The sequence below is a fragment of the Microvirga terrae genome (assembly GCF_013307435.2).
GTDB classification, from domain to species: Bacteria; Pseudomonadota; Alphaproteobacteria; order Rhizobiales; family Beijerinckiaceae; genus Microvirga; species Microvirga terrae.
Window position 1 is genome coordinate 2163119 of record NZ_CP102845.1, and the last position, 12566, is coordinate 2175684.

At 61.2% G+C, this 12566-nt stretch carries 11 protein-coding genes; 2 read left to right on the plus strand and 9 right to left on the minus strand.

The window, feature by feature from the left end:
- Position 1: 1 nt before the first annotated feature.
- The 9 genes from HPT29_RS10320 to HPT29_RS10360 all read right to left on the minus strand — a co-directional run bounded on the left by HPT29_RS10320 (position 2) and on the right by HPT29_RS10360 (position 10867).
- The gene (locus HPT29_RS10320; protein ID WP_173948702.1) at positions 2-1507 is read right to left on the minus strand and encodes a tripartite tricarboxylate transporter permease; all 1506 of its coding nucleotides are present in this window, start codon (positions 1505-1507) and stop codon (positions 2-4) included.
- The gene (locus HPT29_RS10325) at positions 1507-2004 is read right to left on the minus strand and encodes a tripartite tricarboxylate transporter TctB family protein (protein WP_173948681.1); all 498 of its coding nucleotides are present in this window, start codon (positions 2002-2004) and stop codon (positions 1507-1509) included. The genes HPT29_RS10320 and HPT29_RS10325 overlap by 1 nt, the downstream gene beginning before the upstream one ends.
- Positions 2005-2139: 135 nt before the next feature.
- Positions 2140-3135 carry a tripartite tricarboxylate transporter substrate binding protein gene (locus HPT29_RS10330; RefSeq protein ID WP_173948680.1) on the minus strand — a complete coding sequence of 332 codons (996 nt, stop codon included), beginning with the start codon at positions 3133-3135 and terminating at the stop codon, positions 2140-2142.
- Between the two features lie 164 nt (positions 3136-3299).
- On the minus strand, positions 3300-3944 hold the full coding sequence (locus tag HPT29_RS10335; protein ID WP_259060535.1) for an RraA family protein: 645 nt from the start codon (positions 3942-3944) through the stop codon (positions 3300-3302).
- A gap of 244 nt (positions 3945-4188) precedes the next feature.
- Positions 4189-5115 carry a 3,5-dioxohexanoate:acetyl-CoA acetone transferase gene (gene kce, locus HPT29_RS10340; RefSeq protein ID WP_173948678.1) on the minus strand — a complete coding sequence of 309 codons (927 nt, stop codon included), beginning with the start codon at positions 5113-5115 and terminating at the stop codon, positions 4189-4191.
- 22 nt (positions 5116-5137) lie between these two features.
- Entirely contained in the window at positions 5138-6070 is a 933-nt protein-coding gene (locus tag HPT29_RS10345) for a 3-hydroxyacyl-CoA dehydrogenase (protein WP_173948677.1), read from the minus strand.
- A gap of 20 nt (positions 6071-6090) precedes the next feature.
- A complete protein-coding gene (locus HPT29_RS10350) occupies positions 6091-8607 on the minus strand; it encodes a branched-chain amino acid ABC transporter ATP-binding protein/permease (protein WP_173948676.1) in 2517 nt (838 codons plus the stop codon).
- 4 nt (positions 8608-8611) lie between these two features.
- Complete coding sequence (locus HPT29_RS10355; protein WP_173948675.1) at positions 8612-9487, minus strand: branched-chain amino acid ABC transporter permease; 876 nt, start codon at positions 9485-9487, stop codon at positions 8612-8614.
- 129 nt (positions 9488-9616) lie between these two features.
- Positions 9617-10867: an ABC transporter substrate-binding protein gene (locus HPT29_RS10360; RefSeq protein ID WP_173948674.1), complete on the minus strand. Its 1251-nt coding sequence runs from the start codon at positions 10865-10867 to the stop codon at positions 9617-9619.
- Between the two features lie 73 nt (positions 10868-10940).
- On the opposite strand from HPT29_RS10360, the gene HPT29_RS10365 reads away from it, so the two are divergent.
- Positions 10941-11666, plus strand: coding sequence for a GntR family transcriptional regulator (locus HPT29_RS10365; protein ID WP_173948673.1), 726 nt, complete (start codon positions 10941-10943; stop codon positions 11664-11666).
- 82 nt (positions 11667-11748) lie between these two features.
- Entirely contained in the window at positions 11749-12525 is a 777-nt protein-coding gene (locus HPT29_RS10370; protein WP_173948672.1) for an SDR family oxidoreductase, read from the plus strand.
- The last annotated feature ends 41 nt before the right edge of the window (positions 12526-12566 follow it).

The following is a 12566-nucleotide window of genomic DNA, read 5'->3' on the forward strand; positions in this document are numbered from 1 at the left end:
CTCACAGCGCCTGCCCTTGTTGCCGAGGTCGGATGCGCTTCCAAGACCAGATGAAAACGGGCCACAGTAGCGCGCCTATGGTCATTGCTGCCAGAACAGCCGAGACGGGACGATCGAAGAATGGCAGCAGGCTTCCGTCGGACTTGATGAGCGACGTGACAAAGCTCTGTTCGACCATGGTGCCCATCACGATGCCGAGCACCATTGCGGCGACGGGATAGCCGTTGTTCTCCATCACGTAGCCGATAGCGCCGAAGGCTGCCACGAGAACGACTGCGAACAGGTTGTTCCCCGTCGCGAAGGCCCCTACGGCGCAACAGACGAGGATCACCGGCATCACTGTCGCTCGGGGAGCCCGCAGAACGGAACTCGCCGCGCGGATCATGACGATCCCGAGGGGAATCATCAGAATATTGGCAAGAACAAAGATGATGTAGAGCGCATACATGCTCGAGGCTCTCTCTGTGAAGAGAGTCGGGCCGGGATTGAGCCCCTTCATGTACAGAACGCCGATGGCGATCGCGGTGATCGTATCACCGGGGATGCCGAATAGCAGGGAAGGCACCCAGCCACTGGCCAGGCTCGCATTGTTGCTTGCCCCCGCTTCGACGAGGCCTTCGGGATGACCGGTGCCGAATTTCTTCGGCTCCTTGGAGAACCGCTTCGACATCGCATAGCTAACCCAGGCCGCCATATCCGCGCCGGCTCCCGGCAGAACGCCGATGATGATGCCGACGATATTGCCCCGAGTCATCTGACGCCAGTATTTCCGGGTGAGGTCGAGTTGACCGGACAGAATGCTTCCGAACTTGCGACGCGGCAGGGGAGGCGGTTCGGGTGACACCATGGCGCGGATCACCTCGGAGACTGCAAAGACGCCGACCAGGGCCGGAATCGCCTCGACGCCGCCAAGGAGTTCCGTGATCCCGAATGTGAAGCGAGGCACGCCGCCGGGATTTTCCATGCCGATGCACGCAATGAGAAGCCCGAGCAACATGCTGGCGATGGCCTTCACGGGGGACGACCGCGCGACCAATGTGGCGCACATCAGGCCCAGAAAGGCGAGCCAGAAATACTCGAATGTCGAGAAATTCAGTGCGAGCTCTGCGAGCGCGGGCGCCATCACGACGAGGGAGATCGTTCCGGCGATTCCTCCAAGCGCGCTGAACCACAGGCCTGCACCGAGAGCGACTTCTGCCTGACCCTTCCGGGTCAATGCATAGGCCTCGTCCGTGTAAGCGGCGGACGCAGGTGTTCCGGGAATGCGCAGCAGACAGCCCGGAATATCTCCCGAGAAGATCGCCATGGCTGAAGCGGCGATGATCGTGGCGACCGCCGCGATCGGAGAGAGATAGAAGGTCACGGGCACGAGCAGTGCGGTCGCCATTGTAGCCGAAAGCCCGGGCAACGATCCGATCACGAGGCCATAGATCGACGACAGCAGGATCGCGATCAGCACATCTGGCGCGAGGACGAGACGGAAGGCTTCAATGAGTTCGTTCATGATCACCACGGCATCGGGAGCAGACCGGCAGGCAGCGGGACACGCAGGAGCTTGTAGAAGATCAGGTGAATTGCGATCGGAGCGATCGCCGCCAGCGGCAATGCCACTCGCAGCTTGGCGCCGAAGGCGAGGGCACCTACAAAGATCATGACAGCCGCCGTCGGGACGAACCCGAGGCGATCGACGGCAACCACGTAAAACAGAAGCAGACCCGGCGGCAGCAATGCACGAAGCCTATAGATCAGAGGCTTCGTCGTTTGCGCGTGTTGCGAAGGACCTTCGACAGCCGCAAGATCAGCCTCGGCTTCCTCTTCGAAGCTGTGCCCGATTCCAAGGGCAATGAGGACACCGCACAGGATGAGACCGATGCCGATGACAATCGGAAACGCGCTGGGTCCGATATCCTGACCTGGCACGGGAGGAAGCCTTGAGCCGCCATAGGCGGACAGCACTCCTAACGTGGCGACAAACGAACCGGTGATACGGTCAGACAACTGCATCGACGGATTTCTCTTCATACGGATGAGCAGAAAGGACCCGGACGCCTTTGCCTAAGCGAAGGCATCCGGACGGAGCGCATACCTGCCGTCCCCGTTGGGCATGCGAGGACAGAGACCGCTTCGGCCTCATTCCGTCTATGCCTTGGCCAAGCCTGCGGCTTTCATGGCCTCGCCCATCTGCCGATCCGACTCATCCATGAACTGGCCGAATGCGGCTTTCTCGGCCCATTGGATCCCAAAGCCCCGACCGCTCATGAACTCCTTGTATTCCTTGGAGTCGTAAACGTCCCTGAGAACAGCAACCAGTTTGTCCTGGACGTCCGCCGGGAGGCCCTTGGGGCCGGCAATGCCACGCCACACCCCGACAGACTTGTGGGGGCCCATCTGTTCGTCGAGCGTAGGCACGTTCGGGAATTGCGGGTTCCGTTCCGGCGCGAGGATGGCAAGGCTCTTGGCGCGACCTGCATCGATCATGGGCCGGGCCTCAGGAAGCGAGCAAGGCACGATGTCGATACCGCCCGCGGCCAGATCCTGCATCCCCGGCGCGGCGCCGTTCGACGGCACCCAGGCCACGTGGTTTGGCTGAAGACCCAGCGACTGCAGCCAACCCACGAGGGCTAGGTGCCAGATGCCGCCTTGGCCGGTTCCCGAGGCTTTCAGCTTTCCGGGAGGTGCCGCCTTGATGGCGTCGGCCAATTCCTTGATGTTCTTGTAAGGACTGTCAGCCTTCACCTGGATGGCAGGAGCGTCGACGTTCATGAGTGCCAGAGGCGTGTAGCTTTTCGGCGTCAGCTCCGTCATCCCCTGCCAATGCATCATCGCAATTTCGACCGTGAGCAGGCCGATCGTGTAGCCATCCGGTGTCGCGCTGGAGATCGCCGCATGTCCGACCACACCGTTTCCACCTGTCCGGTTCACCACGTTCACGGGCTGGCCGAGCTTCTGCTCCATCACTTGCCCGATGATGCGTGCGGTCGCATCGGTGCCGCCGCCTGCGCCCCATGGACAGATCAGCGTGATCGGCCGATTGGGATAATTGGATTGTGAGAAGCTTGGTTTGAGTCCTACCACTGAACTAGCAAGGACAGTGGACGCTGACGCGACGAAACCGCGTCTCGTAAATGAAGTCATGCATTTCCTCCCGGCTAGTCCCCAGCCATGGCCTCGCCTGTTCCCGGCGCTTGACCTAAAGGTATCTTACGTGACCTTCCCGGCGGGGCAACTCATTTGCTCTAAGTTGGCCCTACAATTATTGCGATCGTATCGAAGGTGGAAGTCGCTCTTGATCAGAGGTTCTAGTGGACGTCCTCCGCCGCACCCCAAGCCTCTATAAGCTTCTCCACAGTGAAACCTGGGCTACGGGCAGCCTTCAGGACAGGAGCTTCCTTTCTCGTCACAAGGTCAATAGCGCGGGGAAGCTCCAGGGCGACGTAGGGATCGATCATGACTGCGCCATGGCGGTCCGCATGGAGCAGATCATCGGGCCTGACTTTCAATCCGAAGATCTCCACTGGACAATCGAACGCCTCGACGCGGACGAAGGCATGGCTCGGGCTGAGAGAGCCAGCCAGGATCTGAAATCCGGGGTCAACAGCGCCGAGATCACGCATCGAACCATTGGTGAGGACGCCTCGGGCCCCTAAACCCTTATGGATCGCCACGTTGATCTCACCCCAGAATGCTCCAAGCCCGGGCCGGGAGTCGATATCCTGCAGAACCACCACGACGGGACCGGCGTGAGCCGCGACATATCTGTAATAGGCGATCCGGCGTGCCCTTACTGTCTCGGACGATTCCTCGGCCGGTTGCGAGCTTCGGATCAGCCCTGTGCGGGCGTAGCCGACAATGGCGGGGAGGCTCGGATGGGCGGCAAGCACTGGCTCTGTCGTGAAGCCCTCCGCCGTCCGATGGCCCAGGACGAGTTCGATTGCGTTGCACACCGTCGGTGTATCAACAGCCGCCAAGGCAGTGAACACTTCAGGAGACAGCACTTGCTCCATTTTTCAAGCTTTCCCGCTTCAATTGAGTTGGCAATCAAAGGACTCAGAAGCTTCAGGCGATGCACTCCCAGACATCGTTCTGAGACTCGCAACCGACGAGTTGCAAGGTTGTTGCAATGTCTCAAGGCAGATTCAGTTCGATGACAAGCCATATCACATCGATTATCCAAGCAGGCCTGATGCGCTAGAAATTGACGCGGTCACCTCCTTTGAGCGACAGCATGTTGCGCGCATCGTCAGGAGTGGCGATTTCCAGTCCAAGTCCCTCGATAATCTGGCGCGCCATGTTTACCTGCTGCGCATTCGATTCCGCAAGCTTGCCAGGACCAATCCAGAGGGAGTCTTCCAAACCGACGCGGACATTGCCTCCCATGGCAGCCGCTTGGGCTGCAATGGGAAGCTGGTTCTTACCCGCCCCAAGGACCGACCATTGGTAATTGTTCCCAAACAACCGATCGGCCGTGCGCTTCATGTGGCCTACGTCCTCCGGGTGCGGACCAATGCCACCCAGAAGACCGAAGACGCTTTGGACGAAGAGAGGCGGTTTGATGAGACCTCGGTCCACGAAGTGGGCGAGAGTGTAGAGGTGGCCGATATCGTAGCACTCGATCTCGAAACGGGTGCCGTTCTCGGCGCAGGTCGTCAGGATGTATTCGATATCAGCGAAGGTATTGCGGAAAATGCGGTCACGCGATCCTTCGAGATATTGCTCCTCCCAATCGTACTTGAAATCCTTGAACCGGTTGAGCATCGGGTAGAGCCCGAAATTCATTGAGCCCATATTGAGGGATGCAACTTCGGGTTTGTAATAAGCCGCAGGGCGAACCCGCTCCTCCACCAGCATTGTCGGTGCGCCACCTGTCGTGACGTTGATGACGCAGTTGCTACGTTGCTTCACAGCCTGCAGGAAGGGGGCGAATGCTTCCGGCGACTGATCAGGCTTGCCGTTCTTTGGGTCACGCGCGTGAAGATGCACGATCGCGGCCCCAGCTTCCGCGGCGCTGATCGCGGCCTCGGCGATCTCCTCAGGCGTAATCGGCAGATGAGGAGACATGGAGGGCGTATGGATCGCGCCGGTCACGGCGCATGTTATGATGACTTTGCGGGCCATGGGCTTGGTTCCTCTCGGGAGATCACTGATCTGGTTGCGATTTCTTGTGGGCCTTCAACGCAGCCAAGCGTTTGTCCCGCCAAGCAGAGCGCCGTGCGAGCTCATCGGGTCCAGGCGCTTCGCCCCAGGTCTCCAGTATGCGGCTCACATTCTCCTTCTCCCAGACATGAGGCCTTGCGGCATCTTCCGAGAGACGCCGGTAGAAGCCTGTATAGCGGTCGCAGTAATCAGCGATGCCACCGGGTGCGTTGAGCTCGATGGTTCCAAAGGGGCCAAGGAAGGACCAGCGCAAACCGAGACCGTCCTTGACCGTCTTATCAAGATCCTGCGGGCTCACTACGCCTTCTCCGACGAGCCGGAATGCCTCTGCCAATAGCGCACCCTGGAGCCGGTTCAGGACGAACCCCTCGACCTCGTGGTTTACGACAATGGGCACCTGCTCGACACTCTCATAGATTGTTCGCGCCCGAGAGACAGTCTCGGGCGCAGTCCAGGGAGCTCCACACAGCTCGACGACTGGCACGAGATGGGGTGGGTTGACGGGATGGGCTACGAGGCAGCGGGCGCGGCCCGACAGTCCTTCGGTGAAGTGGGACGCAACAATCGCGGAGGTCGAAGAGGCAAGAATGCAGTCTGGTGGCGCGAGCCGGTCCAGCTCCGTGAAGATGAGCCGTTTGGTCTCGGCGATCTCGGGGCCATTCTCCTGAACGAGGTCGGCTCCGGTCACAGCCTCCGCGAGCGAGGATACGGCGACAACGTGAGCTGACGCATTTTCAGGATTGGCAACGAGGCCATGCCTTGCGAGCTCCTCTAATCCCTCGCGGACGAGGCCAGGGGCCTTCTCAAGCGTCTCGGGGTCCGGGTCGGTGATGCGCACCTCCCAGCCGGCCCGCGCAAAGACGATTGCCCAAGACCGGCCGATCAGCCCGGCGCCAATGATTGCAGCACTCGGCATTCTTTGATCTCCCTCATGGCTTACAGCCATAGGACCTTGCGGCGGAGCGCAAGATCGTCTCGCAAATCCTTCGATGGACCTGTATGGATCACCCGCCCACGCTCAAGGGCGACCGTCCGGTCGGACAGGGCGAGTGCGAGGTCCAGGTGATGGTCGACAATGATGATCGAAACTTCATGGCGGAGCTTGTCGAAACTCTCGAAAAGTTGCTCGATGATGGTCGGAGCAAGCCCTTCGAAGGGCTCGTCCAGGAGCAGCACCTTCACGTTCCCCGAGAGGGCGCGTGCGACCGCCACCATCTGCTGCTCGCCGCCGGAGAGAAAATCCGCCGGGGTTTCGAGCCTCTCACGGATGCGCGGGAAGTACTCGAAGATCCTGTCCAGATCCCACCGGACGCCATGGCCTGTCTCGCGCTTGAGCCGCCCGAGCTCAAGATTCTGAGCCACAGTCATTCCGGCAAAGAGGCCGCGCCCCTGCGGCACATAGCCAATTCCCAGACGCGCGATCTCAGAAGACGGACGGCCGGCGATCTCTTGGCCATCAAGCCTGATCGAGCCTGAACCGGGCGGTGCAATGCCGATGAGCGTTTTGAGCAGGGTCGACTTGCCGGCGCCGTTGCGGCCCAACAGAGCCAAGATCTCATGTTGGTGCACGTCGAGGGACACGTCCGTCAGGACATGGCTCTTGCCGTAGAACGTGTTGACCTTCTCTACGGCGAGCAGGGTCGCCTCTTCGACGGCGCTCTGCCGAGGCTTCGCCGCGATGGTCGCCGCGCCGGAGCCTATGTAGATTTCTTGGACTTTCGGGCTGGAGCGGGCATCCTCCACCGTCCCGTCAACCAGCACCTGACCCGCATTCATCACCGTAACGGCATCGGCGATCTGGAACACGCGATCGATGTCGTGCTCGACGAGCAGCATCGGAATGTCCGTGGAAATCCGCTTGATGATGTCGCCTATGCGCTGGCGCTCAGCGGCGGCTAGACCGGCGAGCGGCTCGTCAAGCAGCAGCACCCTCGGTTTCGTGGCAAGCGCCAGGCCCATGTCTAGGAGGCGCTGCCCGCCATAAGAGAGGGCGCCCGCCTCGGCCTTCTCGATGCCGGCAACTCCGAGATAGCGGATGACCGCTGAGGTCTCGGCTTCGATCTGCTTGATTGATCGCGCGGCCACCCACGGATTGAAACGCTGCGGGTGGCGGGCCTGTACGGCTAGGCGGACATTCTCTTCGACGGTCAGGGCCGGGAAGAGGCTCGTGATCTGGAACGAGCGTCCGAGGCCATCGTGCGTGATCGCTTCAGGGGAAAGTCCGGCGATGGACCGGCCTTGGAGGAGGACGTCGCCTTCGTCAGGCGTGTAGTACCCGGAAATCAGATTGAAGGCTGTTGTCTTTCCGGCGCCATTGGGCCCGATCAGGGCATGGAGGCTGCGGTTGCGCACGGCGATGTTGACCGACTGGACGGCCTTGAGCGCACCAAAGCTCTTTGTAATGCCGCGAGCTTCGAGAATGACGCCCTCCACATGACTGGCCGGCCTGAGAAACGGGGGCAGCGGCTCGTCGGTCAGGGTGCGGCCTGCCATAGCGGCTTCTTCCCTAACCTTGGCCCGGAACGGAGCTTTTATCCGTTGTGTGACTCCCACCAGCCCCGTCGGCGAGAGAACGATGAACCCGACGAAGAGGATACCAAAATAGAGCAGCCAGTGCGGGGTCCAGATCGACAGGAACTCGCGGAACAGAATGTAGAAGAGCGCTCCCAGGGCTGGCCCGAGAAAACTGCGCATTCCTCCGATCACCACCATCGCGATCAACTCACCTGAGAATGCAACCGAGAGGGGCTCGGCCGAGGCGAAGCGATGGTTGAAGACCGAAAGGATACCTGCAATCCCCACTACCGTGGCGGACAAAACGAATCCGAGAAGTTTGTAGCGATTGGTCGGATAGCCGAGAAAGCGGGCGCGTTGCTCATTCTCCCGGATCGCCACCAGCACGCTTCCTGCGGGCGAGCTGTGGAAGCGCAGCAGGGCAAAGCAGACGGCAAATGCCACAGCCGCCACGAACCAGTAGTAGGTCCAGTCCGAACTCAGATCGAGGCCAATCGCGCGGGTGCGGACGACACCGCCGAGCCCGCTTTCTCCACCTGTCAACGCGGTCCAGCGGTAAGCGACTGCAAAGAGCATTGCCGCCAATGCCAGCGTGAGCAGGGAGAAGTAGACGCCCCGGCGCCGCAGGATGAGCGCACCAAGGAGAGACGACGCTCCAGCGATGAAGACGATGGCGAAGAGAGCCGGAAGAACGATGCCCTCCGGAAACCAGTGGAGCTGGCTCAAGGCCGCCGCGTAAGCCCCAAGCCCGAACCAGACGCCGTGTCCGAAGGAGACGAGACCGGTGTAGCCGACCAGAACGTTCAGGCCGAGGCAGGCGATGGCGAATACGACCACGTCGATCGACGAGCGAAGCGGCAGGCCGATGGGGTCGAGGATGAAAGGCAGCAGAATGAGCGCTGCCGCTGCGATGAGGAGGGGCCAGTAATTCGTACGCATCGATCTACTCGAATTTCTGGATGCGTTCGCCGAGCAGCCCCCGCGGCCGCAAAAGCAGCACGAGAGCCATCAGTAGGTACATCGAGGCTTCACCGGCGGGTGGGAAAAAGTAGATCGTGAGGCCGCGCACTACGCCTACGAGTGCAGCGGCGGCGATCACGCCCCAAAATGACCCTAGCCCACCGATGACCACCACCACGAAGGCGGCTGTTAGAATCTCCGCTCCCATAGCGGGGTGCACTCCCGATATTGGTGCCAGCAGGACCCCGGCGAGACCTGCGAGTCCGATGCCGAGCGCGGCGACGGCTGTCATGTACGGCTGAAGTGAGATGCCGAGCGCGCCCACCATATCCGGGTTTTGCACTCCGGCCCGAACCACACGGCCAAAGGCAGTGCGATAAACCAGGAACCAGGTCGCGATGACAGCGGCGAGGGCTACCCCGAAGATGATCAGGCGGTAGCGCGGATAGATGAAGCTGCCGAGGAAGACCTGTCCCCGGAGAGCCGTCGGGATGGAAAAGGGCAGGGGAGCCGCCCCGAAAATGATCCGCAGGCTCTGCTCGATGATCATGGCAAGCCCAAAAGTCAAAAGCAGGCTGAGAATGGGATCCGCGCGGTAGAACCTTCGAAAGAGCAGGCGCTCGATGACGACGCCCAAGAGCGCGACGAGCAAGGGAGATGCAACGAATGCGCCGGCAAAGCCAATCCAGGATGTCAGCGTGACGGCAAGATAGGCACCGACCGCATAGAACGCGCCGTGGGAAAGATTCACGATTCCGCCCAGCGAGAAGATCAGCGACAGGCCGAGGGCGATCAGCAGATAGTAAGCACCCACCAAAAGGCCATTCAGCACCTGCTCAAGAAGAAAGACGAACGCCACGCGAGACTCCCTTTCCAATCATTGGAGGCGTCCTCCCGCGAGGAGCCGGAACTGAGGGGAAACAGAATGTCGTGCTTTCTGGCGGCCGGATCGGCGGTCAACCATCCGGCCTGACCAATGATTGAGGCGTCACGCCTGCATCTTGCAGGTTCCGTCCTTCGGGGGTGCCAGAACCTCAAGATCCTGGTTGGGACCAGGGACGGAGCCCAGCGGGTCATAGATATCCCACTGGTCCTTCATCTTGTCCGAATCCTTCGCACGAACGGCATACATCTCCTGGACCATCTGGTTGTCGTAGGCCCGGAAATAGCCTTCGCGGCCCTTCAGAATGTCAAACTTCGCGCCTTTTCGCAGGTGCTCGGCGAGCTTTTGCGGGTCGGCCGTTTTCATCTCGGTAAAGGACTGCGCGACGATCTTGAGGGAGTTGTAGTCGCCCCAGCACTGGTTCTCAGGCAGTTTGCCGTATTTCTTGGTGAAGGCCTCAACGAACTTCTTCGACGATTGCGTATCGACCATGTGGTGCCAAATCAGCGGCCAGATGCCAGAGAAATTCCCCTTGCCGGCGCCCCAGGCCACGGCCGTGTCGAAGCCGAAGCCGGTGATCGGGAACTGGAGACCGTACTCGGCATACTGCTTGATGAAGTTTGTGATCTGATTGCCGGCAAGATTCGAGGCGACGATATCCGGCTGGGCCTGCCGGATCTTGAGGAGGTAGGGGCTGAAGTCGGTCGCGTCGGTGGGGACGAGTTCCTCGCCGATGAATTCGCCGCCGTTCTCCGTCACGAATTTCTTGGCGACCCGGAAGAGATCGTGGCCGAAGGCATAATCCGCCGTGAGGGAGTACCACTTCTTGCCCTTGATCATGTTCTCGGTCTTCAGGTACGTGCCGACTGCCGTGACCATCATCGAGTTGGCAGCCTCGATGTGGAACATGAAAGGATTGCAGCTCGCTCCGCGCAGGGCGTCGGAATTGGCGCCGGTGTTGATGAACACCGTCTTGGTCCTGTTGGCCACCTGACCAATGGCCAGAGCCGAGGCGGAAGAGATTTCTCCGATGATCATCGCGACCTTGTCGCGCTCGATCAGGCGCTCGGCTTTGGCAGAGGCCGTCTGCGGGTTCACCGAATCCTCGATCACGAGCTCGACCTTGCGGCCGAGGACGCCACCGGCGGCGTTGATTTCCTCTGCGGCGAGCTTGACGCCCATCTGGGCGAACTCGCCGAGCGGTCCCAGGAAACCGGTTACAGGCGTGAGGTGCCCGATCCTGATCACGTCAGATTGCGCCTTTACGATTGCAGGCATCCCGAGGCCTGCAAGCGCAGTCGCGCCGGCCGCTCCCTTCAGGAGCATACGACGGGTCAAGTCATCAGAATGTGCCATGGCCGTTTCCTTCCTCCCATGATGCTGTCGCGTCACTTGCCGTGATCCGTGATCACAGTTAGACTGTCGGAAAATGAGCAACTTGTCGAGCCCCCGCCCCACCAAGACGCCATCGGCCATCGCCCAGATCGGCCGGCTGGAACGTGTTACCCTCGGCGAACGCGTCCATACCGAGCTACGTGAGCTGCTGATGAGCGGTGAGCTCGCCCCCGGGCAGAAGATGTCCCTGCGTAGCGTCGCCGAGACTCTCGGCGTCTCGATGATGCCGGTGCGGGAGGCAGTCTCGCGGCTTGTCGCCGACCAATCCCTGGAGGTGCTGCCGAACCGTGCGGTGCGCGTGCCGCTGATGAACCTTGCACGTTTCCGGGAACTGACGATCGTGAGACTCGCGGTCGAGGGCTTCGCGGCGGAGCAGGCAGCCAGAAGCCGTGCGGAATCCGACCTCGCCGCCATGCGGCAGTTCGAAGAGGCGTTCCTCGCTGAGGCCCGAAGCTCCGAACCTCATGCAGATCGGGCCGTCCGGGCCAATAAGGAGCTCCACTTCGCCGTCTACGAGGCGACCCGTCTGCCGACCCTGGTGGGGATCATCGAGGGGCTCTGGCTAAAAATCGGGCCAATTCTGAATTTCGACCTCAAGGCCTCGCCCGAACGGTTGCGAACGGGCGGCGCAACCGGACATCACCGTCGTCTCGTCGCTGCGGTGAAGGCTGGTGACGGAGCCGCCGCACGCCAGGCGCTCGTCGACGACATCGAAGGCGCGGCCTGTTTCATCGAGAGCACTGGACGTCTGCTGGAGTAGGCCGGCGCCCCAGCCCTCGAACATCACAGGACGATCGGGCGCCGAGTGCTGGGGGCCCGCTTCAGGGATGGAGACGACGAAGATGGACCTCAACATCGCCGGATTTCGTGTGCTGGTGACGGCTGGCGCTGCTGGCATCGGCCTTGAGATTGCCCGTGCCTTCCACCGCGAGGGTGCGCGCGTGCATATCTGCGACGTGGACCGCGCCGCTCTCCGGGAGGCGACCGCGAGTGATCCTGACCTGACATCCTCCTATGGCGATGTGGCTGATCGTGCTGATGTCGCCCGGGTTTTCGAGGAGACGCTGGGAGTTCTCGGGGGACTGGATGTCCTCGTCAACAATGCTGGTATCGCGGGGCCGACCGCGCGGGTTGAGGAGATCAACCCGGAGGATTGGGATCGCTGTCTTGAGGTCTGCATTACCGGGCAGTTCAACTGCACGCGTCTTGCCGTGCCCTACCTGAGGCAAAGCCAGAACGCCTCGATCGTGAACTTGTCCTCCGCCGCAGGCCGTTTCGGCTTTCCCCTGCGCTCCCCGTACGCTGCTGCCAAATGGGCCGTGATCGGGTTTACGAAATCGCTGTCACGGGAACTCGGTGAGGATGGCATCCGCGTGAACGCGATCCTGCCCGGCGTCGTCGCCGGCGACCGCCAGCGCCGTGTGCTCGAAGCCAAAGCCCAGCAACTTGGCGTATCGTTCGATGAGATTGAGCGCCGGGCGCTCGCGAGCACGTCTCTGAAGGAATACGTGACGGCGCAGCAGCTTGCCGATCAGATCGTCTTCCTATGCTCGCCGCTCGGACGCACAATCTCGGGGCAGGCGATTGCCGTCGACGCCGATCTCCAAGCCCTTTCCTGAGGAGTGATGAACAGCGCTGTCTACTGCCTTCCTTCCAAACT

What these genes read in the sequence shown, in the direction of transcription:
- HPT29_RS10360 (WP_173948674.1), bottom strand. Translation starts at nt 10,867, where the DNA reads ATGGCACATTCTGATGACTTGACCCGTCGTATGCTCCTGAAGGGAGCG.
- HPT29_RS10325 (WP_173948681.1), bottom strand. Translation starts at nt 2,004, where the DNA reads ATGCAGTTGTCTGACCGTATCACCGGTTCGTTTGTCGCCACGTTAGGA.
- kce (WP_173948678.1), bottom strand. Translation starts at nt 5,115, where the DNA reads ATGGCCCGCAAAGTCATCATAACATGCGCCGTGACCGGCGCGATCCAT.
- HPT29_RS10370 (WP_173948672.1), top strand. Translation starts at nt 11,749, where the DNA reads ATGGACCTCAACATCGCCGGATTTCGTGTGCTGGTGACGGCTGGCGCT.
- HPT29_RS10350 (WP_173948676.1), bottom strand. Translation starts at nt 8,607, where the DNA reads ATGCGTACGAATTACTGGCCCCTCCTCATCGCAGCGGCAGCGCTCATT.
- HPT29_RS10365 (WP_173948673.1), top strand. Translation starts at nt 10,941, where the DNA reads ATGAGCAACTTGTCGAGCCCCCGCCCCACCAAGACGCCATCGGCCATC.
- HPT29_RS10330 (WP_173948680.1), bottom strand. Translation starts at nt 3,135, where the DNA reads ATGACTTCATTTACGAGACGCGGTTTCGTCGCGTCAGCGTCCACTGTC.
- HPT29_RS10345 (WP_173948677.1), bottom strand. Translation starts at nt 6,070, where the DNA reads ATGCCGAGTGCTGCAATCATTGGCGCCGGGCTGATCGGCCGGTCTTGG.